This window comes from Listeria sp. PSOL-1 (assembly GCF_902806445.1).
Lineage (GTDB): Bacteria > Bacillota > Bacilli > Lactobacillales > Listeriaceae > Listeria.
This window is the reverse complement of sequence record NZ_LR760298.1, coordinates 1,472,375-1,498,580: the sequence shown is the minus strand read 5'-3', so window position 1 is coordinate 1,498,580 and position 26,206 is coordinate 1,472,375. Positions and strand designations below refer to the sequence as shown.

At 34.8% G+C, this 26,206-nt stretch carries 28 protein-coding genes, 9 tRNA genes and 2 pseudogenes; 29 read left to right on the top strand and 10 right to left on the bottom strand.

The features are described 5' to 3' along the window. The first annotated feature begins 4 nt into the window (after positions 1–4). The 8 genes from G6Q10_RS07295 (at position 5) to G6Q10_RS07260 (ending at position 708) form a co-directional block, all read left to right on the top strand. A tRNA-Phe gene (locus G6Q10_RS07295) sits at positions 5–77 on the top strand. 17 nt (positions 78–94) lie between these two features. Next, positions 95–178, top strand: a tRNA-Tyr gene (locus G6Q10_RS07290). A gap of 13 nt (positions 179–191) precedes the next feature. Next, positions 192–265: transfer RNA gene (locus G6Q10_RS07285), tRNA-Trp, on the top strand. Between the two features lie 11 nt (positions 266–276). Next, positions 277–349, top strand: a tRNA-His gene (locus G6Q10_RS07280). A 22-nt stretch (positions 350–371) separates the two neighbouring features. After that, positions 372–443: transfer RNA gene (locus tag G6Q10_RS07275), tRNA-Gln, on the top strand. A 6-nt stretch (positions 444–449) separates the two neighbouring features. Continuing rightward, positions 450–521: transfer RNA gene (locus G6Q10_RS07270), tRNA-Gly, on the top strand. A gap of 13 nt (positions 522–534) precedes the next feature. Beyond that, positions 535–608, top strand: a tRNA-Cys gene (locus G6Q10_RS07265). 16 nt (positions 609–624) lie between these two features. Beyond that, a tRNA-Leu gene (locus tag G6Q10_RS07260) sits at positions 625–708 on the top strand. Positions 709–859: 151 nt separating this feature from the next. Here the strand turns inward: G6Q10_RS07260 and G6Q10_RS10160 are convergent. The 3 genes and pseudogenes from G6Q10_RS10160 to G6Q10_RS10155 form a co-directional block, all read right to left on the bottom strand. Further along, positions 860–1,108: an integrase core domain-containing protein gene (locus G6Q10_RS10160; protein ID WP_163654659.1), complete on the bottom strand. Its 249-nt coding sequence runs from the start codon at positions 1,106–1,108 to the stop codon at positions 860–862. Positions 1,109–1,168: 60 nt separating this feature from the next. After that, positions 1,169–1,669 carry an IS3 family transposase gene (locus G6Q10_RS07250; protein WP_163654657.1) on the bottom strand — a complete coding sequence of 167 codons (501 nt, stop codon included), beginning with the start codon at positions 1,667–1,669 and terminating at the stop codon, positions 1,169–1,171. 46 nt (positions 1,670–1,715) lie between these two features. Beyond that, positions 1,716–1,901, bottom strand: a pseudogene (locus G6Q10_RS10155) (transposase); the annotation flags it as partial. Between the two features lie 295 nt (positions 1,902–2,196). Between G6Q10_RS10155 and G6Q10_RS07240 the strand changes: the two are divergent. From G6Q10_RS07240 to G6Q10_RS07225, 4 genes are all read left to right on the top strand, one after another. Then, positions 2,197–3,372 carry an SIR2 family protein gene (locus G6Q10_RS07240; protein WP_232057803.1) on the top strand — a complete coding sequence of 392 codons (1,176 nt, stop codon included), beginning with the start codon at positions 2,197–2,199 and terminating at the stop codon, positions 3,370–3,372. Then, positions 3,362–5,083, top strand: coding sequence for an ATP-binding protein (locus G6Q10_RS07235; RefSeq protein ID WP_232057802.1), 1,722 nt, complete (start codon positions 3,362–3,364; stop codon positions 5,081–5,083). Before G6Q10_RS07240 ends, G6Q10_RS07235 begins: the two co-directional genes overlap by 11 nt. Before the next feature lie 138 nt (positions 5,084–5,221). After that, the gene (locus tag G6Q10_RS07230; protein ID WP_163654655.1) at positions 5,222–5,803 is read left to right on the top strand and encodes a recombinase family protein; all 582 of its coding nucleotides are present in this window, start codon (positions 5,222–5,224) and stop codon (positions 5,801–5,803) included. A 141-nt stretch (positions 5,804–5,944) separates the two neighbouring features. Beyond that, entirely contained in the window at positions 5,945–6,646 is a 702-nt protein-coding gene (locus G6Q10_RS07225) for a cell surface protein (RefSeq protein ID WP_163654653.1), read from the top strand. Positions 6,647–6,665: 19 nt separating this feature from the next. Here the strand turns inward: G6Q10_RS07225 and G6Q10_RS07220 are convergent, their stop codons facing one another. Then, complete coding sequence (locus G6Q10_RS07220) at positions 6,666–6,833, bottom strand: hypothetical protein (RefSeq protein WP_163654651.1); 168 nt, start codon at positions 6,831–6,833, stop codon at positions 6,666–6,668. A gap of 129 nt (positions 6,834–6,962) precedes the next feature. On the opposite strand from G6Q10_RS07220, the gene G6Q10_RS10130 reads away from it, so the two are divergent. Together G6Q10_RS10130 and G6Q10_RS10125 are read left to right on the top strand one after the other, a co-directional pair. After that, entirely contained in the window at positions 6,963–7,295 is a 333-nt protein-coding gene (locus G6Q10_RS10130; RefSeq protein WP_163654649.1) for a PD-(D/E)XK nuclease family transposase, read from the top strand. Then, a complete protein-coding gene (locus G6Q10_RS10125) occupies positions 7,292–7,840 on the top strand; it encodes an Rpn family recombination-promoting nuclease/putative transposase (RefSeq protein ID WP_163654647.1) in 549 nt (182 codons plus the stop codon). Before G6Q10_RS10130 ends, G6Q10_RS10125 begins: the two co-directional genes overlap by 4 nt. A 166-nt stretch (positions 7,841–8,006) precedes the next feature. On the opposite strand, the pseudogene G6Q10_RS07205 reads toward G6Q10_RS10125, so the two are convergent. Beyond that, positions 8,007–8,285 (bottom strand): annotated as a pseudogene (locus G6Q10_RS07205) (pyrimidine dimer DNA glycosylase/endonuclease V); the annotation flags it as partial. Between the two features lie 528 nt (positions 8,286–8,813). On the opposite strand from G6Q10_RS07205, the gene G6Q10_RS07200 reads away from it, so the two are divergent. The 3 genes from G6Q10_RS07200 (at position 8,814) to G6Q10_RS07190 (ending at position 10,958) form a co-directional block, all read left to right on the top strand. Continuing rightward, positions 8,814–9,314, top strand: a complete 501-nt coding sequence (locus tag G6Q10_RS07200) for a lacticin RM (RefSeq protein ID WP_232057801.1) — start codon at positions 8,814–8,816, stop codon at positions 9,312–9,314. Between the two features lie 80 nt (positions 9,315–9,394). Beyond that, entirely contained in the window at positions 9,395–10,048 is a 654-nt protein-coding gene (locus tag G6Q10_RS07195) for an ATP-binding cassette domain-containing protein (RefSeq protein WP_163654646.1), read from the top strand. Beyond that, the gene (locus tag G6Q10_RS07190; protein WP_163654644.1) at positions 10,029–10,958 is read left to right on the top strand and encodes an ABC-2 transporter permease; all 930 of its coding nucleotides are present in this window, start codon (positions 10,029–10,031) and stop codon (positions 10,956–10,958) included. The genes G6Q10_RS07195 and G6Q10_RS07190 overlap by 20 nt, the downstream gene beginning before the upstream one ends. Before the next feature lie 136 nt (positions 10,959–11,094). Here G6Q10_RS07190 and G6Q10_RS10150 read toward each other — a convergent pair whose 3' ends face one another. Together G6Q10_RS10150 and G6Q10_RS07180 are read right to left on the bottom strand one after the other, a co-directional pair. Next, positions 11,095–11,313 (bottom strand): transposase, encoded by a 219-nt coding sequence (locus G6Q10_RS10150; protein ID WP_163654642.1) that lies wholly within the window; start codon positions 11,311–11,313, stop codon positions 11,095–11,097. Between the two features lie 519 nt (positions 11,314–11,832). Continuing rightward, the gene (locus G6Q10_RS07180; RefSeq protein WP_163654640.1) at positions 11,833–12,132 is read right to left on the bottom strand and encodes an MGMT family protein; all 300 of its coding nucleotides are present in this window, start codon (positions 12,130–12,132) and stop codon (positions 11,833–11,835) included. Between the two features lie 113 nt (positions 12,133–12,245). On the opposite strand from G6Q10_RS07180, the gene G6Q10_RS07175 reads away from it, so the two are divergent. Further along, positions 12,246–13,277, top strand: coding sequence for a nucleoid-associated protein (locus tag G6Q10_RS07175; protein ID WP_163654638.1), 1,032 nt, complete (start codon positions 12,246–12,248; stop codon positions 13,275–13,277). Between the two features lie 17 nt (positions 13,278–13,294). On the opposite strand, the gene G6Q10_RS07170 is transcribed toward G6Q10_RS07175, so the two are convergent. Next, positions 13,295–13,687: a lactoylglutathione lyase gene (locus G6Q10_RS07170; protein WP_163654636.1), complete on the bottom strand. Its 393-nt coding sequence runs from the start codon at positions 13,685–13,687 to the stop codon at positions 13,295–13,297. Between the two features lie 85 nt (positions 13,688–13,772). Between G6Q10_RS07170 and G6Q10_RS07165 the strand changes: the two genes are divergently transcribed. Both G6Q10_RS07165 and G6Q10_RS07160 read left to right on the top strand, forming a co-directional pair. Next, positions 13,773–14,399, top strand: a complete 627-nt coding sequence (locus tag G6Q10_RS07165; RefSeq protein WP_163654634.1) for an MBL fold metallo-hydrolase — start codon at positions 13,773–13,775, stop codon at positions 14,397–14,399. Between the two features lie 113 nt (positions 14,400–14,512). Next, complete coding sequence (locus tag G6Q10_RS07160) at positions 14,513–15,880, top strand: Nramp family divalent metal transporter (protein WP_163654632.1); 1,368 nt, start codon at positions 14,513–14,515, stop codon at positions 15,878–15,880. Here G6Q10_RS07160 and G6Q10_RS07155 read toward each other — a convergent pair. Continuing rightward, positions 15,877–16,560, bottom strand: a complete 684-nt coding sequence (locus tag G6Q10_RS07155; RefSeq protein ID WP_163654630.1) for a VIT1/CCC1 transporter family protein — start codon at positions 16,558–16,560, stop codon at positions 15,877–15,879. The two genes, G6Q10_RS07160 and G6Q10_RS07155, sit on opposite strands and share 4 nt — an antisense overlap. A gap of 167 nt (positions 16,561–16,727) precedes the next feature. Between G6Q10_RS07155 and G6Q10_RS07150 the strand changes: the two genes are divergently transcribed. Genes G6Q10_RS07150 through G6Q10_RS07140 form a run of 3 tightly spaced genes read left to right on the top strand, consistent with a single transcriptional unit; the run spans position 16,728 to position 18,944 of the window. Beyond that, positions 16,728–17,801, top strand: coding sequence for an FAD:protein FMN transferase (locus tag G6Q10_RS07150; RefSeq protein WP_163654628.1), 1,074 nt, complete (start codon positions 16,728–16,730; stop codon positions 17,799–17,801). 40 nt (positions 17,802–17,841) lie between these two features. Then, on the top strand, positions 17,842–18,105 hold the full coding sequence (locus G6Q10_RS07145; RefSeq protein ID WP_163654626.1) for a transporter permease: 264 nt from the start codon (positions 17,842–17,844) through the stop codon (positions 18,103–18,105). After that, on the top strand, positions 18,102–18,944 hold the full coding sequence (locus tag G6Q10_RS07140; protein WP_163654624.1) for an SLC13 family permease: 843 nt from the start codon (positions 18,102–18,104) through the stop codon (positions 18,942–18,944). The genes G6Q10_RS07145 and G6Q10_RS07140 overlap by 4 nt, the downstream gene beginning before the upstream one ends. Before the next feature lie 157 nt (positions 18,945–19,101). On the opposite strand, the gene G6Q10_RS07135 is transcribed toward G6Q10_RS07140, so the two are convergent. Next, a tRNA-Ser gene (locus G6Q10_RS07135) sits at positions 19,102–19,191 on the bottom strand. 136 nt (positions 19,192–19,327) lie between these two features. On the opposite strand from G6Q10_RS07135, the gene G6Q10_RS07130 reads away from it, so the two are divergent. The 6 genes from G6Q10_RS07130 to G6Q10_RS07105 all read left to right on the top strand — a co-directional run bounded on the left by G6Q10_RS07130 (position 19,328) and on the right by G6Q10_RS07105 (position 26,067). Continuing rightward, a complete protein-coding gene (locus G6Q10_RS07130) occupies positions 19,328–20,242 on the top strand; it encodes an aldo/keto reductase (protein WP_163654623.1) in 915 nt (304 codons plus the stop codon). Between the two features lie 214 nt (positions 20,243–20,456). Beyond that, complete coding sequence (locus G6Q10_RS07125; RefSeq protein WP_232057800.1) at positions 20,457–22,631, top strand: peptidoglycan D,D-transpeptidase FtsI family protein; 2,175 nt, start codon at positions 20,457–20,459, stop codon at positions 22,629–22,631. A gap of 98 nt (positions 22,632–22,729) precedes the next feature. Then, a complete protein-coding gene (locus G6Q10_RS07120; protein WP_163654621.1) occupies positions 22,730–23,611 on the top strand; it encodes a metallophosphoesterase in 882 nt (293 codons plus the stop codon). 176 nt (positions 23,612–23,787) lie between these two features. Continuing rightward, complete coding sequence (locus G6Q10_RS07115; protein WP_163654619.1) at positions 23,788–24,543, top strand: hypothetical protein; 756 nt, start codon at positions 23,788–23,790, stop codon at positions 24,541–24,543. Between the two features lie 30 nt (positions 24,544–24,573). Beyond that, complete coding sequence (locus tag G6Q10_RS07110) at positions 24,574–25,224, top strand: GntR family transcriptional regulator (RefSeq protein WP_163654617.1); 651 nt, start codon at positions 24,574–24,576, stop codon at positions 25,222–25,224. Positions 25,225–25,239: 15 nt separating this feature from the next. Beyond that, positions 25,240–26,067 carry a polysaccharide deacetylase family protein gene (locus G6Q10_RS07105; protein ID WP_163654615.1) on the top strand — a complete coding sequence of 276 codons (828 nt, stop codon included), beginning with the start codon at positions 25,240–25,242 and terminating at the stop codon, positions 26,065–26,067. Positions 26,068–26,206 lie beyond the last annotated feature (139 nt).

Below are 26,206 nucleotides of genomic sequence, written 5' to 3'. Positions count from 1 at the left end.
TTAAGGCTTGGTAGCTCAGTTGGTAGAGCACTTGATTGAAGCTCAAGGTGTCGGCAGTTCGATTCTGTCCCAAGCCACTTTTTAACTAAATATTGGAGGAGTAGCGAAGTGGCTAAACGCGGCGGACTGTAAATCCGCTCCTTAGGGTTCAGTGGTTCGAATCCACTCTCCTCCACCAGTAATATTTTTATAGGGGCATAGTTTAACGGTAGAACAGAGGTCTCCAAAACCTCCAGTGTGGGTTCGATTCCTACTGCCCCTGCCATGAATTTTGTGGCGGGTGTGGCGAAGTGGTTAACGCATCGGATTGTGGTTCCGACATTCGTGGGTTCGATTCCCATCATCCGCCCTTTTTGATTGTTTTAAAGCAATGGGCCATAGCCAAGCGGTAAGGCAACGGACTTTGACTCCGTCATGCGTTGGTTCGAATCCAGCTGGCCCAGTTTTTCGCGGAAGTAGTTCAGTGGTAGAACATCACCTTGCCAAGGTGGGGGTCGCGGGTTCGAACCCCGTCTTCCGCTTCTTGAAAAGCATGGCGCCATAGCCAAGTGGTAAGGCAGAGGTCTGCAAAACCTTTATCACCGGTTCAAATCCGGTTGGCGCCTCCATTAGACTAGATAACATGCCGGCGTGGCGGAATTGGCAGACGCGCTGGACTCAAAATCCAGTTCCCATTAGGGAGTGTCGGTTCGACCCCGACCGCCGGTATCTACTAATACCAACGACTTTGAAGTTTAGTCGTTGGTATTTTTTTGCTATAAAAAATAATTGACTATCATTTTGACTGGATCAATGTCAATAAAATAGACACAAAAAGAAGAATAATTTTGGAATGTCAATAGAAAAGTGGACACTAAAATTAAGCGAATTCGTGAAAATGTTCAAATTCAATCGGGGTTTGAAAGTTCAAACTAGAATGAATTCGCTTGTAATTATAATATGTTTCCAGATAATCAGTGAGCTCTAATCGAGCTTGTGCCTTGGTTAAGTATGTTTTAGACGGGAATACTTCTCGCTTTAATGTTTTATAAAAAGACGCCATCATCGCATTATCATAAGGATTTCCTTTGTGTGACTGGCTATGAACAAAAGGTGAGTTGTAACGCATTCATAAAATCGATACCCTGTATATTGGGCGCCCTGATCTGTATGGACAATCAATCCCTTTTTAGGTTTTTCTCGATGAATGGCCCCATTCGAGGCTGTCAATGACGAGAGCATCTTTCATCTGTTCACGGATGGAAAAGCCAACACACTTTCGTGTGAAACAATCGATAAAAACACTACAGTAAAGAGTACCTTCGTGTGTAGGGATATAGCTAATATCGCCAAACCAGATTTGATTAGGTCTTTGAGCGTGAAAGTTTTGCTTGACTAAGTTAGGGGACTTGTAGAGTATTGCTCTCTGCTTATGGTATCTCCGACGTCTTCCTTTCGTGTACAATCCTTGCTTAGAAAGTAAACGTCCAATTCTTTTCTGACTTACAGTCATTGCATATTCTTTTTTTAAGACCATCTGTATCCTTCTCGCACCATATCGCCCTTTACGGAGGAAGAAAATGGTTTGGATGAGTTCAGCTAGTGTGACATTTTCAATTTCAAGAGGCGAAGGTGTATGTTGTAAAAATTTATAATAGCCTGAACGAGATACACCTAAATAGGCGCACACTCTTTTAACAGGTATTCCGGAAAGGTTATGTTAATATACTCAAAAACTACCTGTGGCTTTGCTTGAGAAAAACTTGGAGCTTTTTTAGGAGGGCCAACTCCTCCTTCAGTCGACGATTTTCTGTTTCTAAACGTTTCTTTTCTTTTTGCGTAGCAAATTCTCGACTTCCTTTTCCTGGAAAAGCTCGTTCTCCGTATTGTTCATACTCCGCTACCCAGCGATAAAGCGTGTTCTCATGTACTTCTCTAGTTGTTTAGAAACAATCTTACGGGTTGCTTATCTACCAAGATCAGACTAACAGCCTGTCGTTTAAATTCGATGGAATAGTTTTTTCGTTGCATCAAAGTGTCCTTTCTCAAATCCGCGTATTTTTAGTGTCCACTTTAGTATAATCATTCAAATTTTCATGCTATAATTAACTTGAGAAATTTCTGTTTTTTAAACAAGGTGAAATTTAGATTTTGACCAAATGCTTTTAATTGATGTTAATGAAGTGAAAAATTCTAACTATAAAGGAGAGAATTAGCTTGAAAAAAGGGATAATATATAAAGATGGTCGAAATGAAATTACGTGTAATGAAAATCAGGTGAAAATAAATGGTGTGGAGATAGATGAAGAAGAAAAATTAAAAGGAGAGGAGTGGAAAGATGTAGCAGCAAGACATAGAAAAAATTTTTTACATAAACATTTAAAAAGACAGTATGAAAATACGATTATTTTAACGGGTGCAGGAAGTTCTTATAAAGTAGGTAATGGGAGTAAACAAGGAAAATTGATGAGTGGCCTTTGGGAAGAAGCTGAGAATAAGTTTTCCTATGATAGAATTCAGAAGGTTTGTAAAATTATAAAGTTTAAAGATTTAAAAGAAGAGGGAGAAACTACAGACATAGAAAAATTACTTACACACGCTCAATTATATCAATATGTACATAAAGATAAAAAGGTAGACAAATTCATCAAGGAACTTAAAAAAATGGTGAAAACATGCTGTACATTAAAACTGCCCAACGATAATTGGCATCAGATATTTTTAAAAAAATTAGTATCGAAAAAAATGAAATACACACGACCAAAAATATTTACATTAAATTATGATACTTTATTTGAACAAGCTGCTGAAAAGAATGGCTATATGATTATTGATGGTTTTTCTTTTAATTATCCTAGAAAGTTCAAGGGAACAAATTTTGATTTAGATGTGGTAACAAGAATAACGAATAAAAATGTATTAGAAGATAACTTCGTTTCAAATGTTGTTCATATTTATAAACCTCATGGATCAATTGATTGGGAACAAGGAAATGAAGATGATGTGATTAAGGGTGAAAAGGGCGAAGCTTTGATGATATATCCCAGCTCTAATAAGTACGAGAGCTCGTATCGACAACCTTTTTTTGAAATGATGAGTCGCTTTCAACAAGAAACCAGAGCTAAAAACACTCTTCTGATAATTATTGGCTATAGTTTTGGAGATGAACATATTAATGCAATGATTTTTGAAGCCTTAAATGTCAATTCTAGTATAACGGTAATATTAGTTTCTCCGGATGCTTGTCAAAAGAATAGGTATGAAAAGTTGCATACTAAAGTTTCTCAAACTGGAAATGTAGTATTAACGGGACAAACATTTGAAGAATTTGTACAGACATATCCGGGTTCTAAAATTTATGCTCAGAACGAAGGGGGGGATTATGATGGTTAAGAAGCACCCATTTGACAACAATTATTTTATCGGTTATATCAGCCATGTAAGTCCTCAATTTGTAAAAGTACATTTTCCATCATCCACTTTACTAAATAAAACAATTTTTTCTGGAGAAGAATTTAATGGTGGGCTAGTAGGAAATTTTGTTACTATCGAAGCCGAAAATGATGGATTTATTGGTAAAATTTCTGAAATTAACTTACCCGAGAAAGAGAGGCTAGCTTTATCAGAAAAGTCATTTCAAAATTCGGATTTTCATCCGACAGCAACAATCGAGGTGTTACTGTCATTTGATTATTTTGATGGAAAAGCCAAACATACATTAAATGCCTTTCCTAATATAGGGGCAAAAGTATTTGTATGTCCAAGTGGTTTTATCGAAAAGTATGTTAAAAATTTTGGGCAAAAAGATAGTAAAGAAGTTCCTTATGTTAATTTAGGATGTTTAACTTCAAATTTAGATACGGAAGTATGTGTAAGTCAACAAGCTCTTTTTAATCGACATTGCGCTATTGTTGGGACAACAGGCGGAGGGAAGAGCTATACAATAGCAAAACTCATTGATAATATGGTGAATAATAAGTCTAAAGTTATTTTATTAGATCCTACTGGAGAATATTCGGTGATTGAAAAAGGTGTTCAATCAGTTACCATGGGAGAAGGTGCTTTTTTCCCATATCAGAAGTTAACAAAGGAGGACTTATTCTTTTTAATAAAACCGTCTGAAGGGGTTCAGAAACCCAAATTGTTAGAAGCGATACGTTCTTTAAAAGCTGTTAAAATTTATCAAGAAAATAATGATGTTGCAACGAGTCGTCCTTTTTTGGCTCCGTTTGTTAATAATGGGTTAATAGTCAAACCAAATAATAGTATCAAATTATATGAGAAGTATATGAAAGAAAACTTTAGTGAAATTGAAACTACAAATTTAGAATTAGATATCTTACAATTAGGGAATCAAGTACTTAAGGAATGTATATATCCAACCGATTTTACAGATCATAAAAAATTTGGTAAACCTTATGAAAATAATGCTAATTTTTGTTATGGGATGGTTAGTAGAATACATAATTTAGTAAATACAAAAATATATAATGATGCCTTTAATTTTAGTGATGAAAAGCAAGACGAGCAAAGTCTAACGGAAATTATTAAGCAATTTATCGCTGAAGAACAACAGGGAAATTTTATTTTGAGGATAGGCTTTGAGAGTATAGGCTATGAGTTCCAAGCACGTGAAATTTTAGCTAATGCCATTGGTAGATATCTTCTTAAATTAGCACGAGAAAAACATTTTAAAGACAATCCGATAGTGCTAATATTAGATGAAGCGCATCAATTTCTAAATAAAATAGTTGTGGATGATTTCTTTCAATCTACAGCCCTTAGTTCCTTTGAGCAAATATCAAAAGAAAGTCGGAAATTTGGTTTGTTTCTATGTATAGCAACACAGATGCCTAGAGATATTCCAGCTGGAACATTATCACAGATGGGAACATTTATAGTGCATAGACTTATAAATTATAATGATAAAGAAGCAATCCGACAATCTTGTTCTTCTGCCAATTCGGAAATCTTATCCTATTTGCCTGTACTTGGTGAGGGAGAAGCTATTTTAACAGGAGTAGATTTTTCAATGCCTTTGAGTATTAAAATTTCGAAACCAAGTGTTCCTCCAGATTCAAGCACACCTATGTTTAAAATTTAAAAATAAAAGTTAAATAAAGAGTTTTTTTAATGCCAATAGAGTATACGCTATTGAACACTTTTGGATTTATTGATATACTTGATTTCATAGGGTGTTCAATAGAACTGTCCAAAATGAATTTTGAAATAGGTGATCGTTATGGAAAAAATTGGATATATACGAGTAAGCTCTAGTGAACAAAATATTGAAAGACAAGTCCAACAACTTTCCACTTGTCAAAAAGTATTCATTGATAAAATGAGTGGAAAAACAAAAGAACGACCAGAATTAGAAAAAATGTTAACGTATATTCGTAAAGGTGATCTGGTCATTGTTACAGAATTAGATCGTCTTGGAAGAAATAATCAGGATTTAACGACGATCATGGATCAGATAAAACAAAAAGGTGCGACATTGGAAGTATTAAATTTGCCACAATTAAATGGGATCCAAGATGAGAATTTACGGTTACTATTAAATAATTTAATTTTAGAATTGTATAAGTATCAAGCAGAGTCTGAGAGAAAGCGAATTATTGAACGTCAGCAACAAGGCATTCAATTAGCCAAAGTGGCAGGTAAGTATAAGGGAAGAAAACCAAAATACACAGAAAAAAGTGAAAATCTACAACATGCCTTTTATTTGTTGCAGCAGGGATGTAGTGAAGCAGAAGCAGCGAGGAAAGCCGGAATGAGTCGTTCTACATTTAGACGCTATCGAGAGAAGTATTTTTTAACGTGACAAGAGTCGTGAATTAAAAATATAAAATGGGAGTTAAATGAATGCTTATCTTGTATGGCTTATTTGATAGTTAATTAAAAGTTTGCTTCATGTATCCGTTTTCTTGTATACTATATGTATGTTATATAAGGAGATGATAAAATGAAACTAAAAAAAGAAAAGTTATTAAAAGTTATGTCCCCAGTTTTAATTGGTAGTCTGATTTTTACACCAGTGGCTCCTGCAGTATCTGTTTTGGCTAATTCTAATAATAAGGTAGAAACATCTAATGTGACTGAAAAGGGAGAAGAAAATAACCTTTCCCAAAAGTTAATTGATAAAGTGGATTCCCTAATAGTCATAAAAGATCAACTTTTCTATATCTCAGAAGAAAATTTAGCTAAATTAACATTAAAAGAGCAAAAACAAATAAGACAATCAATTCAAGAGGTTAATGCCAGTATTATAGAATCTCTACAAAGTTCCTACATAACAGTTAATTCTTCTCAAAAAACCATTACAACTTCTGTATCTGGAAATCCGACATCTTTATTCCAAACGAAAAAATCACCTTATGTAGCTGTTTACTATAAATGGTGGGGAGCACAAATTCAATTTTCACATAAAGCAGTCAATGATTTAAACGATTATCTAGCGATTGGTGGTATTGTTGGCGGATTAGGTGCAGCAAAAGGGATTAGTAAATTTTTAGCTAAAAATGGATTAAAACTTGCTGCCAAATTTTTAGGCCCTATTAGTTTATTTGGAAGTGGAGTTGCTTGGGCTATGAGTAAAGTAGATAGAGGAAGAGGCGTTAGCTTGAATTGTGTTATGTATGTTCCAGCTACGATCACAGCTCGATAAAAATAATGACAAACGTAAACTAGTTACGTTTGTCATTATTTTTAGTATCTAAAGAATTACCAATTAGAAAACCTACTAAAATAAAGCCAATGAGCTTGATTGTAGATTCTAAAGAATTAAAAAAGCATAAAAGAATGATTAAAAGAATAATACCCATTAATAAAAGCCATTTATTTTTTATATACATATTTCAATCCTCCCTATCTACTCTATTATCTCATAAATGAAGTATTTATTCGATTTTTTTCTCAGATGAAATTGTTTCTCATAAGAAATTCCTTTATAATAAAGGAAAGACGGATAAAGGAGGCAAAGAATGGCAGAACAGAGATGGACAGCTAAAAATGATTTGTTATTTAAAAAAGTCTTCGCCAGCCCCAAATGGCGTCACATTCTGATTGGTTTTATTCAAGACATCTTGAACTTAGACGTAGAAGATGTGACGATTGATAATCCATATAGCATCGAAACTTTTTACAAAGCCTCCAAAGAAGAGAACAAATTATTTTATACGGAAGTGGATGTGTTGGCTCGACTAGCAGATGGAACGCTTGTGACAATTGAAATTCAAGTCAATCCTCAAAGCTATTTTAAAGAGCGTGCTTTATATTATCTAGCAGACAAGTACGTGTCAAATTATGGACGATGACCGTAGATCCCAAGAAATCGGGAGCTAAATATAGTGCGCTCTATCCAACCTACGGCATTAATATAGTCGACTTTCATTTATTTAAAGAGGATAATGCTTTACTTCATCACTATACCCTTTATGAACAAGAACTACAGCAAGTCTTGACCAATACTGAGAATAAAGCTTTATTCAATCTTACCTTTTTTGAGCTTAAAAAACATCCGACTGAAAAAACGAAACGGCATGTAAAATATTGGTTAGACTATTTTAATCTGGGTAAAGTAGATGGGGAAGCACCAGAATATATTCAAGAAGCCAGCGAAATCATTGCTTATCAAAACTTAGCGAAGGAGGAACGCGAGATGGTAGATGTGCTAGAGAAAGCAAGAGAAGATTATAAAGCATCAATTGAATATGCTGAAGAAAAAGGCCGAGAAGAAGAAAAACATTGGTTAGCTAAACAATTATTAGCAGATCGTATGTCACTTGAAATCGTTCAGCGTTATACAGGGCTAGATATAGAAACGCTAAAACACTTAGATAAAAAGACAAAAGACAAGTAATGTTTATTCGTTACTTGTCTTTTGTCTCAGTATAATGTGTATAACCTTTGGGTTCTATATATCGGTTAGGTCATTTTTAAGTTAAAAAACATCTAACTGAAAAAACCAGGATAAACGATTTATGAATCATCCTGGTTTTTATATGGAAATGATTAACTTATCTAGGTTATTTAATTTCTATATAAATATCTTTTTGTTTTAAGTTTTCGAGACAAGTTTTGAAATAGGCAGAGTCATGTTCTGGATAAATAGGAAAGCTTTCTTTTAATAAAAGTATATCCGTCGGAAGATAAGAGAAACAGTTTTTACCACGATAATAAGGATTGTACCACAGTGAAGTAACTGCATACCCTCTTTTTGTCATCTCGTCCATAACCTTTTTGTGGTATTGAAATAGCCGATAAGGAGGATGGGTAAAGATATAATTAACAGTAGAATGTGACTTTCTCCATCCTCTACCTCTTAATGCACAACATTCTCTATGTTGTCCAAGTAATTGTTGACGAGATTAATAGTGGAATAAGTTGTTCGTGCCACAATCGCATAAAACTCCTCCTTCTATTAGATCACTGATTAAATATAAGTAAGTTTTGTTTGCAAGAATCTATAAGTAGATCAATCTACTTGTAGATTTTTATTTAAAGAGGATAATGCCGTATTTTATCACTATACCCTTTATGAACAAGAACTACAATAAGTCTTGACAAGTAATGATAATAAAGCTTTATTCAATCTCACCCTTTTTAAGTTAAAAAAAGCCAACTGAAAAAAACAGGATAAACAATTTATGAGTAGCCCTAGTTTTTATATTGGATCAATGTCAATAATGTTTGACACGATAATGCAATGATTATACAATTAAGACTGTTAAAAAAATATAGATAAAAGAGGGGAATTCATTATATTAAAGGTATGGAGCAAAAAAAAGGTAAAAACGATTGCATTATCATTATCATGTTCACTTACGTTCACAGTGGCGGCACCAGCTCTACAAGCGAATGCGGAAGAAAATGATACGGAGGCAGTCACATCACAAGAAATTACGAATTTTGATATTGATGCAACACAAGCTATTTCTGAAATTGATAGTGTTGGAGTAGAGGAAGAAATAACAGAAGATGCAGAAACGGGTTCCAATAGTGTCATGTTGCGAGCAGCAGCATACAAAAATAAAACATATTCTTATAAAAGAGGTGGGTTTGCTGCGTGGTGTAAGGATTTCATTAGTTACAAATACAATGGAACGAGGGTAGCAGAAAATAGTAAGTGGCAAGAAGCAGGGTATATTTTCCCGAATATCATTAAGAAAAAGGGCATTTCAAACTATGCAAATGGTTCAGGATATAAAGATTATCGAGGAACTAAAACCTATAAAATTGGATCACCAACGCCGTGGGGCGATATTTCAGTCGCTCAATTCGATAGATCCGATTACTACAGAGTGAAGTCTAATGGTTCAGGATATTTAAAATAAAAGCACCATTTGAATAGAGAAGGCAGTTGCAGGTTTGGTGTCCCTAAACGTGTAGCTGCATTATCTTCGGATGACTAACAGTGGATGGAAGAGGTAGTGAGATGCTGGAAATTATTAATTTAGAGAAGACATATGATCAAAAAAAAATACTAGATGGCTTTCATTTAAAGCTGGATTCCAACGGCATTATTTTTTTTCTTGGCAAAAATGGCGCGGGTAAAACCACATTTTTCAACTGTATTATGGGATTTGAAAACTATACAGGTGATATTATAAAGCCGTTAAGAATTGCCGCGGTCTTTGATGAATCAAACGTATATACTCATTTAAATGGATACGATAATATAAAACTTTTGGTGAGAAGAGCTTTGAAGAAAGAAGAATCGTTAGTATTGTTGGAATACATAGATGATAGTGTGTTAAAGAGAAAAGTAAAGACTTATTCGTTAGGACAAAAAAAGATTTTGTCAATACTGATCGCCATATTTACACAACCAGAAATGCTTATATTGGATGAAGTATCCAACGGCCTAGATTACGAGACGGCAAAGCAAGTGAAAAACTTGTTGCTATCCTACAAAAAGGAAATGCTTATTTTAGTTTGTGGTCATCAGTTTGATTTTTATAATCGAATCCTGGATGAAGTGTTTGTTATTCATCATACGTCATTGACTCATGTAGATATAAATGAATTTACAGATTTGGAGAGCGTCTATGAAAAATATGTGGGATAATGTGAAGATGCAGTTGTTTTATCAATGGAAGGCTAACTATTTTATCATACTGTTCCTATTTGTCCTTGTTCTGTGTGGCTTTTCTAGCTACGCACAGTATAGTGCACTTCATCAAAAAGAGGCAGATTTCGATAGAACGATGGAGGTATATAAGAAAGATGGCATTACTTTAAAACAAGCACTATCAGAGGAACTAGAGGTGAAAAAGAATGGCAATTCAGAAGAAATTAGTAACATTCTGAAATATGATTATTACCGTGTCATTGCAGCCAAGGTGGCATTAAATCCGTTAAATGCACCCAATCAAATTTTCACATCGATTGCTATTTTACTCTTACCATTGATTTTTGGTATATATAGTTGTCAACTAGCGAATTACGATTTCAAATATAAAACAGCGAAGAGTCAGTTGTTGTTGAATGGCTATAAAAACTTCTTTTTCAGCAAACTTTTATCCATCCTATTAGTTGCCATTGCGACTGTTTTCATAACCATCATACTTTCTATAGGCATTCAGTATGTATTCAATGCCATAATGGGAGTTCAGCCTAATACAAGTGTTAATTATTTAGGAGAACTGCCTTTACAGGTGGTGTATCAAATCTTAGTTTTGATTTTATTTGGCGTTTTCTTCTTTATTTTAACGACGGTGATACGCTCTACCTTGGTTAGTATTGTTGTTTTGTTCGTATACATGTTACTTTTACCTAACCTAGGGGGTTATGATTTAAAAAATTTAATGCTTCTTACGGTATCGAAAATATACAATACTTCTGCTGCTACCATGGATGTCGTATCTGGAGAGAACACAAATATCCTACTGGGATATGCAGTCATCCTTCTGTTGTGGTGCTCGCTTACAGTCCTAGCATATAGATGGGATAAAAATAGAATGTGTCCTAAACTTTGAGTCTCTAAGCAACTATCAGACATTTTATGATTACTGTCGAATATCGCGCTGGAGCTTGACAGCATTCATAATAATTAATATTAGCGCAAGATAGAAAACTAAAATGGGGAGTGGAGAATGTGACTTTTCATAGTAGTCAGGAAGAAGACAGGCTATCTGACACGATAAAAGAATTCAGAAAAATTACTAGGTATTGTTCATACTCCGCTACCCAGCGATAAAGCGTGTTCTCATGTACTTCTAGTTGTTTAGAAACCAATCTTACGGGTTGCATATCTACCAAGATCAGGCTAACAGCCTGTCGTTTAAATTCTATGGAGTAGTTTTTTCGTTGTATAAAAGTGTCCTTTCTCAAATCCGCGTATTTTTAGTGTCCACTTTAGTATAACCATTTCATAATTATCTAAAAAATAAGAAATCAAATTACCATTCATAACAAAGCCATTTTGTGAAAATGAACATCAATTTGACTATCAAAATTAAGTGTTTAGGGAAACGCATAAAAAATAATAGAAAATAAAATTGGCTATACAGCGCCATAAAATATCAACAGGAACTCAAAAAATATATCAGAAAACTGAATGATGAATCTCAAAATCCAGTTCCCATTAGGGAGTGTCGGTTCGACCCCGACCGCCGGTATCTACTAATACCAACGACTTTGAAGTTTAGTCGTTGGTATTTTTTTGCTATAAAAAATAATTGACGATTACAATGAATTTTATTTAAATAAATATTAGTCGGTTATGGCAAAAAAATGAATCTTTCATTATGTTTTTATTTTTTGCTTCCCATTTTATATTGTGATAAAGACATAAGATAATGATAGTATATTAAAACTGCTTAAACCATAGAGCGAGAAAGTACTCATAATCTATCCCTGCCAAAAGTAACGTCTAAGATCTACATTCCCATTTGACTTAAACAAAACACCTTCTTTTTGAAGCAGGGCTTGTTGCTCATTCCAGCCAGGAACAAGTCGTCCAGAATGATTAACAACTCGGTGGCAGGGTAGGTTAAGCTTAGGATTTATACGATGTAAAACATTTCCCACTAAACGAGCATTTTTAGGATGATTAATCATATAGGCAATTTGTCCATAAGTTGTTACTTTTCCCTTAGGAATCTTTTTTACTGTTTGATGGACAGCTTGGATAAAAGCTTCTGTTGGCATTTTTTTACTCCTTTTTAAGCTTAGTATAGCAGAATTTATTTGTTTTGCGCTAGCGTACATGGCAAAATTTCTTTATACTGGGTATAGAATAAATAAAGATAGGACGAGATAAAATGGTGGATTTTTCTTATGCTAAAATAGATCGCTTAGTTGTTCATTTTGTTGGAAATAAAGCACAAGAAGAGGGTTATGAAGCAGCGGGAAATGTATTAGAAGAGATTCATTCTGAGTTGAATGTTCATTTAGGTGCGATCTTTTTTGCACCCTTTATAGAAGATAAATATTATCATTTTATACACGAGACCGAATTGAAGTTTAATGAAGTTTATACATACTGCCAAAATATATTTAACGACCCAAGTTATTTTCTTGAGGATACAGTGAATATCTTGAAACACTTATACAGCGAGTCTACACATCCAAATATTAAAAATGGTGATCTGTGGGTTTTTCATGTTGAAAATGTTGTTACCGACGGGGAAATGGCAGATGCAATCGGTATCTTTAAAGTCGAGAATAAAGAGGTATTCTTGAAAAATAATTTTAAAAATGAAGAATTTGAAATTGGCTATGACAAAGGCATTAATGGGATGGATCTCGATAAAGGCTGTTTTATTTTTAATTGTGACAATGAATCAGGAAATAAAGTACTTGTCCTTGATCGCCTGAACAAAAATGATTCCGTTTATTGGAAAAATCGTTTTTTAAATATCGAGCAGACAACAAGTAGTCGTTTTTATACAGAAGGCTTTGTTGAAATTTGTACAGATTATATTAAACAAAAAGAAGATTCTCTTCATGAAAAATCTAATTTTGTAAAAGCAACGAGTGAATATCTTGCAGCAGAAGAATCATTAGATATTCAAAGCTTTGCTGAATCAACGCTTTTGCAACCAGCGAAGCAAGCAGAATTTAAGACAATAGTTGAGAATTTTGAACGCGAAAATAATATACGCTTTCCAGAAACATTTGAATTAGACGAAGAGCGAGCTGAAAAACTAGCAAAAAAAATGCGTAAAACGGTTAAGCTAGGAAAGAATATGGCTCTTGTTATCAAGGACTTAGAGCATTTGGAGGAAAGCGATATTGTTCAAGGTTATGATCAAGAAAAAGGAAAGAACTACATGATCGTTTATTATGATTAAAAAAGCTAGGACATGTCCTAGCTTAATGTATTATTTTGAATGATTTCCGTTTTATAGCCATCAGGATCGGTAATAAAATAGTAAATTGTTTTCGAACCTGGTAAGCTGAAAATTTTTGTTACTGTATAGTCGTTTGCTACATGCTTTTCATGAGCTGCGTTTAAATCATCGACGCCAATTGCCAAGTGACCATAGCCATTACCGATATCGTAAGCTTTCATTTGATCATAATTATAGGTTAACTCTAATTCAAAACCATTTTCTTCAAAAGCAAGATAAACCAGTGTGAACTTATTTTCTGGGACATCTTTGCGACGGACTTCTCTTAATCCTAAAGCTTCTTGATAAAAAGTTAATGATTTTTCTAAATCTCGCACGCGAATGCAAGTATGTAGCATCGTGTTACTCATTATGTATCCCTCCGTTTTTATCTTTAGTGTGATATAATTTTACCACTTGGTATAATAAAAAGAAAAGGAAAAGGTGTGACTAGCTATGTTGACTGTAAAACAAGTAATAACAGGAAGTCTAGAAGAAAATTGCTATATTATTCATAATGGAAAATCAGCACTTATTGTTGATCCAGGTGCAGATAAAGAAAAAATCGAGCACGCAATAACACAAGAAAATGTAAAGCCGCTTGCAATTTTACTAACGCATTGCCATTTAGATCATATTGGTGCAGTAACTGAAATTCGTTCAACCTATGAAATTCCAGTTTATGTTAGTACCAAAGAACAAGAATGGTTGGGAAATCCGCTTCATAACGGGTCAGCTGACATGGACATGTATGGGATTTCGCCAATTATTGTTGAGCCTGCCGAATATGAATTCGATTTAAAAATGTATGATTTTGATGGAATGAAGTTTCGCGTAGTGGAGACACCGGGGCATTCAATCGGTAGTGTTAGTTTTATTTTTGATGATTTTGCGATCGTTGGAGACGCTCTTTTTAAAGGAAGTATCGGGCGGACAGACTTGTATACAGGAGATAAGGAGACATTGCTTCATAGTATTACGACAGAACTTTTTACTTTACCAGATGAGTTGATTGTTTATCCAGGACATCGCGAAGCAAGTACAATTGGCCATGAGAAAACAACGAATCCATTTTTTGTTTAAAAGCTGCAATAAAGCAGCTTTTTTTTAATGCTATTGATAATGTTTTCCTATTGACAAAAAAGTTTCCTTAAGGCAAAATGTAATTAGAAACAGATTAGAAAGAAGGAGAACATGTGGTATCAGAAGAATCAACCTGTAAAAAAAAGAAAGAAAAAAAAGCATGGATTTCCAAATCTCACAACGTTAGTTTAGAAGAAGTAAACAATTCCGTTTCAGTGCCCAAAAATGCGGGCTTCTTAAAAAAATTACTTGCTTTTATGGGACCAGGATCCCTTGTTGCAGTTGGTTACGTTGATCCGGGGAACTGGGCAACATCTATCGCTGGTGGGGCAAGATTTGGATATGCACTGCTTAGTGTCATTTTAATTTCCAATTTAATTGCGATGTTACTCCAAACATTGTCAGCTAAACTTGGAATTGCAACTGGAAAGGATTTAGCCCAAGCTACGCGAGCTGCAGTTGGGAAGAAAGTAGCGCTCTTTTTATGGGTTTTAACAGAACTGGCCATTATTGCAACAGATATTGCTGAAGTTATCGGCTCGGCAATTGCGCTTAATTTGCTGTTTGGTATTCCACTTCTAGCTGGCGTAGCAATTACGACGCTCGATGTGTTACTACTCCTTTTATTGCAAAAAAAAGGCTTCCGTATTATCGAGTCGATCGTCATTGTTCTAATGATAACGATTTTTGCCATTTTTATTTTTGAAGTTGCAGTTAGCCATCCTTCCGTTAGCGCTATTTTAGAAGGTTATTTGCCTCATACTGAAATTGCTACTAATCCGCAAATGCTGTTTATTGCACTCGGGATCTTAGGGGCAACAGTAATGCCTCATAACCTATACCTTCACTCTTCACTTGTTCAAACAAGAAAGTATGAACGAACAAAAGCAGGTAAAAAAGAGGCTGTGAAATTTGCTAAAATTGATTCAACGTTTTCATTAACGGTTGCTTTTGCGATTAATTCATTAATCTTAATTCTTGGGTCATCCGCATTTTTTGGAAAAGGATTAGATGTTTCTGAAATCGAAGGAGCTTATCGTTTGCTTGGTCCAACGCTTGGAACGGGGCTTGCTAGTACACTTTTTGCGGTAGCATTACTAGCTTCAGGACAAAATTCAACAATTACAGGAACTTTGAGTGGACAAATTGTCATGGAAGGCTTTATCCATTTACGAATGAAACCTTGGCTTAGAAGAATGATTACGCGTCTGCTTGCAGTTATCCCCGTCTTTATTGTGACATTGATCGCCGGAGAAAAAGGGACAGGCTCTTTACTTTTATGGAGCCAAGTGATCTTAAGCTTGCAATTACCATTTGCTGTTGTTCCACTCGTATTATTTACGAGTGATAAGAAGAAAATGGGTGAATTTGCTAATACCTTCTCAGTAAAAATGTTAGCATGGTTAGCAACACTTGTGATTGTTGCTTTAAATATTTTCTTGCTTTGTTACATTATTTTAACTGGACAAGATCTAGGTTAAATACCAACCCATAAGCCAACAAGGTACGTGATGATCATTGTTAGCATCCCAACACACATGTTGCGCAAAACAGCATTTCGTTTCGGAGCACTGCCTAAGTAAGCACTGATATACCCTGTTAACCCAAGAGAGGCTAGCACAACTAAAAAAGTGAGCCCAATACGTACATTAGGCGGGAAAAGCAAAATCGTTAAAAGTGGTAAAAGTGCGCCTACTGAGAAAGACAACATAGAAGAAAGTGCAGCGTTCCAGGGATTAACATAATTATTAGGATTTAGTCCTAATTCCGATTCAGCATGAGCATTAAGTGCATCTTTTGCCATTAACTCAAAGGCTACTTGGTAGGCTAGATCTTTTGCTAGCCCTTTATTTTCATAAAAGGTTGCCAGTTCTTTTAACTCACCTTGATAATCAGCAGCAATTTCCTCTCGTTCAGTTTGGATTGCTGCTTTTTCGGTGTCTTTTTGTGTGCTGACAGAAACATATTCACCGCCAGCCATCGATAAGGCCCCAGCAACAAGTCCAGCAATTCCAGAAATAAAAATGGTATTGAGGTGGGTTGTTGCACCAGCAACGCCAATAACAATACCCGCTGTTGAAACAATACCATCATTGGCACCAAGGACTCCTGCACGTAAAATATTTAAGTTTTGGCTAATACTTTTTTTATTATGTTTCACCTTTTTCGCCCCTTTTTAGTGTAAGCTAATTTTCTTATACCCTTTTTTAGCAGAGAATATCAGAACGCGAGATCCTGGTGTAAAGAAGGTTCCCGCTCTTTTTTATATTGACTTCATTTGTTATAAAGGATACATTATTAGCGTAGGATAAATTATGAGGTGAGTTTATGAAGAAAAAAGGCTTTACAATCATTATTTTTAGTTGTTTAACACTACTTCTTGCTAGCTGTGCATCAAGCGGTAACTCTTCAGGAAAAAAGGATACACGGAATCTGATCACAACACCTTATGCCAAAACAGAATTTTTAATGGGGACGGTTGTAACGTTAAAAATTTATGATAACGGAAAAGAAGCTGTTTTAGATAAAGGGTTTAAGCGAGTTCGAGAATTAGCTGATAAAATTGATGTCAATGACGAAGAAAAAAGGAGCTCACAAGTTGATAAGATCAATGCAGCAAGTGGGAAACAACCAGTTAAAGTAGATAACGATATTTATTATTTAATTAAAGAAGGGATAAAGTATAGTCAGGCAACAGGTGGTTCTAAAGATATTTCAATTGGTCCCATTACTTCACTTTGGCATATTGGTTTTCCAGATGCTAGAAAACCAGCACAAAGTGAAATTAATCAGCGGTTACCACTAATCGGGTATAAAAACATCGAATTAAACGATCAAAATAAAACAGTCTATCTAAAAAAAGCAGGAATGCAGTTAGATTTAGGCGGCATTGCCAAAGGTTTCATTGCCGATCAAGTTGAACAAGTATTTAAAGCAAATGGCGTTACCACTTCAATTATTGATTTAGGAGGAAATGTAATTGTTCAAGGTGAAAGTCCAAAAGGTGGGGATTGGAATGTCGGCATTCAAGATCCTTTTTCGCCAAGAGGAACAATCCTTGGCAAATTACCTGAACAAAATAAATCAATTGTGACTTCCGGTATTTATGAGCGCTTTTTAGAAGTAGATGGGAAAAAATATCATCATTTATTTAATCCAAAAACAGGTTATCCATTTGATAATGATATTGCAGGTGTATCTATCATTAGTGATCAATCAATTACCGGTGATGGTCTTAGTTCCGCAGCCTTTTCTGAAGGAATTGAAAGTGGACTTAAGTTTATTAAGAAGCAAAAAGGTGTGGAAGCCATTTTTGTAAGCAAAAATAAAAAAGTTTATATCACACCGGGGTTAAAGGGAAGGTTTGAGCTAACAAGTAAAGACTTTAAAATGGGGAATTAAATGTGTCTAAATCGCTATTTCATTCTTGAGGGGCTAAAGCATGAAAATATTAATGTTTTTAAAAAAGGATTGGTTATTTACCATTTCATTTTTACTTGCCATAGCTAGCTGCTTATATGGAAAATTTGCCATCTCTTACATTGATGTCAAGATGATTTTTTCACTGTTTGGTTTGATGCTAGTTATAAAATCTTTTGAAAGAGTGGGCGTACTAAATGTTCTAGCTGAAAAAATGATCAGGAGTGCTAAATCTACACGTGTTCTTGTTCGTCGTTTAGTATGGCTTGCTTTTTTTCGTCCATGATTTTAACGAATGATGTCGCGCTTTTAAGCTTAATCCCGATTTTTATTATGATTGTAAAAAAGGTAAAAGATTTTCCTGAAATTATTTGGAGTGTTGTTTTACTTATTATAGCGGCTAATTTGGGAAGTGTATTATTGCCATTTGGAAATCCGCAAAATCTTTTTTTATTTGCTTACTACCATTTAAGCATTGTCACATTCTTACGCTGGTTATTACCATTATCGTTTATTTCGCTCGTGCTTTTATTCGTGTTAACGTTGAAAATCCCGTTAAAAGAACTCACACTAGCAAATATTTCGGAAACTCAAACCATAAATAAGAAAGCTGTGATTGTTCCTGTTTTCCTATTTATAGCTATGGTTTTGACAGTATTAAAGCTTATACCATATTTTATCGTTGTTCCGCTATTATGTATTGTACTGCTGTTTTTTGATCGTACTGCATTTAGGAAAATCGATTATCGGCTACTTCTTACGTTTGTGTTTTTCTTTTTAATTGTTGGAAATTTAATGTCTATTTCTTTGATGAAGCATTTTCTTCCGCAGCTTTTGACGCGCCCACTATCTAGTTTAATTGGCTCAGCTATAGTAAGTCAGCTGATTAGTAATGTTCCTGCTGCAATTTTAATTGCGCCATTTTCTGCCCATGCGCATGCTGTTTTGTTAGGTGTAAACATTGGCGGAATAGGAACACTCATTGCTTCAGTAGCCAATTTAATTGGATTTCGTATTTTTTCTCTTTATTTTCCGAATTTAAAAGCTGCTTTTTGGAAAACTTTTAGTTGGATTAATGGTTTTCTGCTAGCCATTTTACTTCTAGTATTTAGCTTGCTTGTCTGATTTTCTTTTTTTGAAAAAATGATAAAAAACCAGTATGGGAAAGAGAGAACCATACTGGTAAAAGACATAGATTGATTTCGAATGGATATCATATCCAACTAAACTTGAAACTCGCTTTATATTCGTTAAGAATTATATGAGAAATCAATCTGGAAAACGGAGAAACGGGGATTCGAACCCCGGCGCGGCATACACCGCCTAACAGATTTCGAGTCTGTCCCCTTCAGCCGGACTTGGGTATTTCTCCATCATGAAAACTTGCCAACAAAAGGTATTGTATAATAAATAAATGAAAAATACCAGTTCTAATTCCTCATTCAAGTGAAATCCTACGTTTTTTCGTAAAATTATCATATAATGAATGAAAGAAAGGTGGAATAGTCATGAAACAAATTAATTTAGGTGGAAAGATAAAAGCTCCGGCAATTGCACTTGGTTGTATGCGTATGGCCAACCTTTCAACAAATGAAGCTGAGAAAATAGTGATGACTGCGCTTGAACAAGGAATTAATTTTTTTGATCATGCCGATATTTATGGAGCTGGAAAATCGGAAGAAATTTTTGCAAATGTTGTTTCGCAAAAAGCGCATTTAAGAGAAAAAATGATTCTACAATCAAAATGTGGGATCAGAAAAGGTCTTTTTGATTTTTCAAAGAAACATATTATTGCTTCGGTAGATGGTACTTTAAAACGCTTAAAAACGGACTACTTGGATATTTTATTGTTGCATCGCCCAGACACATTGATGGAGCCTGAAGAAGTTGCAGCAGCATTTGATGAGTTAGAAAAGGCGGGGAAAGTCCGTCATTTTGGTGTAAGTAATCAAAATCCAATGCAAATTGAATTGCTGAAAACGGCGGTAAATCAAGAATTACTCATTAATCAGCTTCAATTTGGTCTTAAGCATACAGGAATGATTGATGCAGGTTTTAATGTAAATATGACCAATGAAGCGGGCATTAACCGTGACAATGGGATCTTAGAATATAGTAGGATTCAGCAGATGACGATTCAAGCTTGGTCTCCATTTCAATATGGTTATTTTGAAGGCGTTTTTCTAGATAATGAAAAATTTCCAGAAGTTAATAAAAAATTAAAGCAAGTGGCTGAAAAATATCATGTAACTAACGCTGCAATTGCAATTGCTTGGATCTTGCATCATCCTGCACAAATGCAAGCAATTGTTGGGACAATGACGCCTGAACGATTACAAAAAATTAGTAAGGCTAGCGAAGTCACCTTGACGCGTGAGGAATGGTATGACATTTATTTGTCTGCTGGGAATAAATTGCCGTAAAGGTAAAAATTTGAGGCTAGACTTCTACGATATGTTTGAGTGATACTAACTTAAGTTAGTGACTGTTGATGAGGAAATGATAGAAAAAAGCTTCTATCATTTCTCATGCATTTTTAAGAAATCTTTAAACGACGAATTGGAGATAATCTGTTAAAATAAAAAGAGCAGGGTTTTTATTACCTTATTTTAATCATTAAAGAAAGGATTTGTATGTGTGAAATTTCGTATAAGGCGAACGCCTAACACTGATAAAAAAGAAAAGAAAAAGATTCCTGTGCTACCCCTTCGTTTAAATATTTTATTTTTTATCGTTTTTTTACTTTTTTCAGCGCTTATTTTACGTCTCGGAGTTGTGCAAATTGTTGACGGTAATTCGTATAAGAAAAAAGCAGAACGAACCAATAATGTAATGATCAAAAAAAATATGCCCCGTGGTGGGATTTATGATAGCCATTACAACTTACTTGTCGGTAATAGCGCAGTAAACACCATTACTTACACACGAAGCAGCAAAACACAAAACGATGAGATTTTACGAGTGGCGAAGAAATTAAATAATTTGATCGATGTTCCAGATGAAAAAATATCAACACGTACGTTAAAAAACTACTGGATCGCAACAAATGAAGACGAATCAAGCAAACGTTTAACAAAAAAAGAGCGTGAAAAGAGTTCTAATGAGCAGTACAAGGCTCAATTAAATGAAGTGACTAAAGCGGACCTTGATAAGCTTACTAAAACAGACATTAAAATTGCTACACTCTATAAGCGGATGACAAACGGTTATGCGTTAAGTGAGCAAATTATTAAAGATAAAAATGTTTCTCAAAGTGAAATTGCACGTGTTAGTGAAAATCTAGATGAACTTCCAGGTGTTGATTCCACGATGAATTGGAATAGATATTACCCTTATGATGAGACGCTACGCTCCATTTTAGGATCTGTTAGTACTGAAAAAGAAGGTTTGCCAGAAGATAAAGTAAAATATTATTTATCACAAGGCTACAACCGAAATGATCGTGTTGGAAAAAGCTATCTTGAATCCGAATATGAAAAGGTCTTAGCTGGAAAAAAAGCAGAATACGAAACCGTGCTTGATTCTAACAATAATATTATTAACACGGTCCAAAAAGAAGCTGGTCAAAACGGGAAAGACCTAGTTCTTTCGCTTGATGTGAATTTGCAAAAAGCCACCGAAGAAATTTTGCGCACAAATATTAATCAAGGTAAGTCTTATGGGCAATCTGATTTGTTCGACCGAGCGTTTGTTGTCGCAATGGATCCAAGGGATGGACAAGTTTTAGCTATGGCTGGTCAGCGCTTGAATGAAAAAGGTAAATTTGAGGATTATTCACTTGGTGCTTTCACAACCGCTTATAATATGGGTTCAACTGTAAAGGGTGCTACTGAACTTGGCGCGATGATGGATGGCGTTATTACACCAAGTACTGTCTTTGTTGACCAACCAATTAAGATCAAAGGAACGAAGAAGAAGAGTTCTTGGTTCAATAATAGTGGCTATAATAATATCTCTTTAAATCCAGAACAAGCTTTAGAGCGTTCATCTAACTCGTATATGTTCCAAACCGCAATGAAATGGTCTGGTGCTAAGTATGTTTATGATGCGCCACTTCATGCAAATTTAGACACCTTCTCTAAAATGAGAAAGTATTACCGGATGTTCGGATTAGGTGCTAAAACAGAAATTGATTTACCTGGTGAACAAGTTGGTTATAAAGGACCAGACGATGTAGGCGGTAAATTACTTGACTTTGCTATCGGACAATATGACTCTTATACACCGCTACAACTTGCCCAATATAGCGCAACCATTGCCAATGGAGGTAAGCGGCTAAAGCCAACCTTAATTAAAGAAATTCGTGATCCAAGTGACAAAGGTGATGAACTTGGTAAAATAAAATCAAAATCAAATGCTACTGTTTTAAATAAAATTCCTGCTACTGAACAACAAATGAAAACGGTTAGAGATGGTTTTTATCTTGTGACACATGGCTCTTCAGGTACAGCAAGAAGTGTCTTTACATCAAGTGACTACGATGTGGCTGGGAAAACTGGTACGGCACAAGCCTTCTATGATGGTCCAAAAAAAGGCAATAAGATGGCTGAAGTTTGGAATACAACCTTCATTGGATATGCTCCTGCTAAGGATCCTAAAATCGCCATTTCTGTGGTCGTTCCTTGGGGTTACCGTGTCAATGGTCAAGATCATAAGATTAACATGCAAATTGCTAAACAAGTTTTAGATAAATACTTTGAACTTCAGAAAAAAGCAGCAGAAGATCCAAACAACAAGAAAGAAAATCCAACCATTGCGAATAAAGATCTAGCACGTGAGCAACAAGCTAAAGCAAATAAAAAAGACGAGTAAATAAAGCTATCGTTAGTGCGTGTGGGCGTAGCCATGATATCCCACACGCACTAACACAGCTTTTGGATAACGAAAAAATTGTAAAAGAGGAAGTCAAAATGTCTAAAAGATGGATGACGCTAGCGGGTTCTTTAGCAGCGATCGCTGGCTATGCCTATTATTCAACCAAGAAATTACAAATCACAGAATATGAGGTTAGTTCCACTAAAATTCCAATTGAATGGAAGGGAAAAAAATTTATTCAACTGTCTGATTTACATAGTAGTAAATTTGGACGTGCAAACCACAAATTATTAGAGATTGTCAAACGGGTTGAGCCAACTGGGATTTTCCTTACTGGCGATTTGTTAGATGGCGACGAATGGATTGATGTCGCTATTTCTTTAGTACGTAAATTAGTCAAAATTTGCCCAGTCTTTTATATTAATGGCAATCATGAACAGCGTAGTGCTTTTTATGAAGAGCTACTTATTTTTTTAAAACAAGCAGGTGTAACCATTTTAGAAAATGAACATTGTTTGCTGGAAGCTGAGGGCGAGACAATTGTAGTTGCAGGTGTGACGGATCCTTCTTTTGCACTGGAAGAATTAGAAGGTGAAGAGCTTACGAAATCTGAAAAATTCAAGCTAGGACTAGAAGTTTTAAAAGAAAATATTATCTCTGCAACTAAAAATATTCGAGAAGATCAATTTACGATTTTGCTTTCCCATCGTCCGGAATTTTGGGCACTTTATCAAACCATGCCAGTTGATTTGATCTTAGCTGGACATGCTCATGGCGGTCAAATCCGCTTGCCATTTACAGAAGGACTTTTTGCTCCGGGACAGGGCTTTTTTCCGAAAATTACAGCTGGTAGCCATCAACAAAATGGGAGAGAACTCATTGTTAGTCGTGGATTAGGGAATTCAGTTTTCTTCGTACCCCGTGTATTAAATAATCCTGAGGTCGTTGTTTTAACTTTAAAAAATAATTCAAAATAAAAGCGCGATATGTTTAGAAAATCATGCGGAAGTTTTAACCAATTTATCTCGCACATCAAATATTTAAAATCGCCTATTTATCAGATTTGCGGTAAGATTTATTATAAATAAGTTTACATCTTTTCTCTGACGTAAACTCATGGTAAACTAGAATCAGATAGAAAGAGGGATGTGCCATGATTTCATTCAATAAATTAATTTATTTTTATAAGCGAAAATTGGGAAATTGGAATTTAGTACACAGTTTTATTAGCAGATGGTGGAAGAGTTATCTTTTACTTTTTCTCCTTCTGACTGTTGCTTTTGTTTGCGGGGTCTACTATTTAAAAGCTTATTTAATTGCTATTTTTATTAGTTATGTCTGTTTAATCATCATTTTATTTTATTGGATGATTGTGGCGCGAGCACGCCGTTTTCTTCGTTTGCGCTATAAATTAAGAAGTTTTAAAGAGTTTATGCAACTTAGAGAGTATTTATTTTATGCATATCTTTGTAGAAATGGTTTTAAAACACGTGATGATCTCGACGAATTAATTGATTTTATAAAATCTGAAAGCAAGCTGGATAAGAAAAATAATCATTTCGTTTGGTTAAAAGGTTTTGGTTATTTTATGATTATCTTCTTTGCGGTTTTAGCAGGTCGACTTTTATTTGAATTAAAAGAAGTAGAGGTTCAAGTTTTTACAGTTATCTTCATACTTCTCTTTGTGTTTTTACTATTTATTTTAATAAGCAGAATCAGCCAAATTAGTCGTTATTTTAGTACAAAGAAAAAACGACATGCACTTTCAATGATTGAAGAAATTATTGCGATGAAAATGCGCCTGCTTGTTGCAGAAAACACGGAATATACCCCGTATCTATCAATGGAAAAAAAGGTTTCAGAAAATGACTTTTTAAAAGAAATCATTTCTAGTAAATCTTTTATATAATTACATCAAAAGAAAGAGATGATATGACTTATGGTGCAAAAGCAAAAAGAAACAATGGAAAGTAGATGTTACCGCGAGATTAAAGAAAAAATCAAAAATGGTGAGATGCTCCCAGGAACAAGGTTAATTGAAGTAGCGATATCAAAAGAATTAAATATTAGTCGCACCCCTGTTAGACGTGCTATTGCAATGCTTGCTTCAGATGGATACATTGAAAATACGGACTATAAAGGCGCGGTCGTACGAGATAGCACGATCACTAAAGAGCGCTATTTAGAAATGGTAGATATTATTGCGCTATTCTTAAAAAATACGGTTAAACGGATTATAACAAAGAAAATACCCATCGATTGCAATCTTTTTTCCAATAAATATAGTGAACTGAAATCGCATTATAAAGAAGATGAAGTGCTAGCTAACCGTAAATATCTACATTTTTTGATTATTCAACTATTACTATATTTAAAAAATGATTATTATAAACAAATCGTTGAAGACTTTTGTGATAAAATAGACCAATTTGGTGATTCTGAAGTGACAGGAATCATTCGTTCAACAAGCACGAGTTTGATTGCCCAGTTAGAGGAGCTAATTCAAGTAACTTCAGCCGGTGAATCTGAACGAGCGATGGAAATAATAGATACGATTAGTGAGCAACAGATTTTAGCAGCTTTTCGCTAAGCAGAGAGGATTTTTATGAAAAAAACAAGCATACTTGTCATCGTTTGTTGTCTTGCAATTTTTTTAAGTGCTTGTAGCTCGAATAAAATAAGTGCAGATGAAAGTACAAAAAGTGAACGTAAACAAGAAAAAAAAGAAATCAGAGACTTTAAAAAGAAAAAAGCCGAACAACCCACGCGTGATTTACCAAAAGAAAAAGTAACGATTCCTGTACTCATGTACCATTCCATTAATCAAGATGTACGCAATAGTTTAATTGTTAAACCAAGTGAATTCGCAGAGCAAATGAAATGGCTAAAAGATCAGCATTATACAACAATCGACATGGACGAATTAGCGAACATGCTTAAAACTGGGAAAAATATTCCAGAAAAGCCTGTTGTGATTACGTTTGACGATGGCTATTTGGACAATTATCAAAATGCTTATCCGATCTTAAAGAAATATCAATTCAAAGCAACAATCTTTGTCATCACAGATAAAATTGGCCAAGATAATCATTTTGACCAGCGTGCAATGAAAGAAATGAGTAAAAATGGCATTAAAATGGAAAGCCATACCGTTACACACCGTGAATTGAATCAATTAGATTACGTGAGTCAATTAAAAGAACTTACTGATTCTAAGAAAACCATCAGCGAAATTACGGGAAAACCAGTTGTCGGACTTTGTTATCCGGTGGGTCGCTTTAATGCCGATACGGAAAAAGCAGCTAAAGAATCGGGCTACGAATTAGGCTTCACAACAAAACCAGGTTTTGCTAATGAAAATAAAGGGATGTACCAATTGCCTCGCGTAAGGATGGCACCTGGAATTAAATTGGATAGTGTTCTTCCTAAGTAAAAAAACAAAACAAGCGTTCTTTTTTCCAAGTGAGAAAAGAGCGTTTTTTATTTGGGGCATGCAAGTGCAGTATTTAAGTCGGAATATTTAAAATAGATTCACAAAAAATTCACATTTTAAAATTAAAGACGTTTTTTAA

Coding starts and splice junctions, on each gene's coding strand:
- G6Q10_RS07175 (WP_163654638.1), top strand. CDS start 12,246: ATGGTGGATTTTTCTTATGCTAAAATAGATCGCTTAGTTGTTCATTTT.
- G6Q10_RS07145 (WP_163654626.1), top strand. CDS start 17,842: ATGAAAATATTAATGTTTTTAAAAAAGGATTGGTTATTTACCATTTCA.
- G6Q10_RS07140 (WP_163654624.1), top strand. CDS start 18,102: ATGATTTTAACGAATGATGTCGCGCTTTTAAGCTTAATCCCGATTTTT.
- G6Q10_RS07120 (WP_163654621.1), top strand. CDS start 22,730: ATGTCTAAAAGATGGATGACGCTAGCGGGTTCTTTAGCAGCGATCGCT.
- G6Q10_RS07230 (WP_163654655.1), top strand. CDS start 5,222: ATGGAAAAAATTGGATATATACGAGTAAGCTCTAGTGAACAAAATATT.
- G6Q10_RS07170 (WP_163654636.1), bottom strand. CDS start 13,687: ATGAGTAACACGATGCTACATACTTGCATTCGCGTGCGAGATTTAGAA.
- G6Q10_RS07235 (WP_232057802.1), top strand. CDS start 3,362: ATGATGGTTAAGAAGCACCCATTTGACAACAATTATTTTATCGGTTAT.
- G6Q10_RS10130 (WP_163654649.1), top strand. CDS start 6,963: ATGGCAGAACAGAGATGGACAGCTAAAAATGATTTGTTATTTAAAAAA.
- G6Q10_RS10160 (WP_163654659.1), bottom strand. CDS start 1,108: ATGCGTTACAACTCACCTTTTGTTCATAGCCAGTCACACAAAGGAAAT.
- G6Q10_RS07225 (WP_163654653.1), top strand. CDS start 5,945: ATGAAACTAAAAAAAGAAAAGTTATTAAAAGTTATGTCCCCAGTTTTA.
- G6Q10_RS07115 (WP_163654619.1), top strand. CDS start 23,788: ATGATTTCATTCAATAAATTAATTTATTTTTATAAGCGAAAATTGGGA.
- G6Q10_RS07190 (WP_163654644.1), top strand. CDS start 10,029: ATGAAAAATATGTGGGATAATGTGAAGATGCAGTTGTTTTATCAATGG.
- G6Q10_RS07110 (WP_163654617.1), top strand. CDS start 24,574: ATGGTGCAAAAGCAAAAAGAAACAATGGAAAGTAGATGTTACCGCGAG.
- G6Q10_RS07130 (WP_163654623.1), top strand. CDS start 19,328: ATGAAACAAATTAATTTAGGTGGAAAGATAAAAGCTCCGGCAATTGCA.
- G6Q10_RS10125 (WP_163654647.1), top strand. CDS start 7,292: ATGACCGTAGATCCCAAGAAATCGGGAGCTAAATATAGTGCGCTCTAT.
- G6Q10_RS07150 (WP_163654628.1), top strand. CDS start 16,728: ATGAAGAAAAAAGGCTTTACAATCATTATTTTTAGTTGTTTAACACTA.
- G6Q10_RS07220 (WP_163654651.1), bottom strand. CDS start 6,833: ATGTATATAAAAAATAAATGGCTTTTATTAATGGGTATTATTCTTTTA.
- G6Q10_RS07180 (WP_163654640.1), bottom strand. CDS start 12,132: ATGCCAACAGAAGCTTTTATCCAAGCTGTCCATCAAACAGTAAAAAAG.
- G6Q10_RS07105 (WP_163654615.1), top strand. CDS start 25,240: ATGAAAAAAACAAGCATACTTGTCATCGTTTGTTGTCTTGCAATTTTT.
- G6Q10_RS07165 (WP_163654634.1), top strand. CDS start 13,773: ATGTTGACTGTAAAACAAGTAATAACAGGAAGTCTAGAAGAAAATTGC.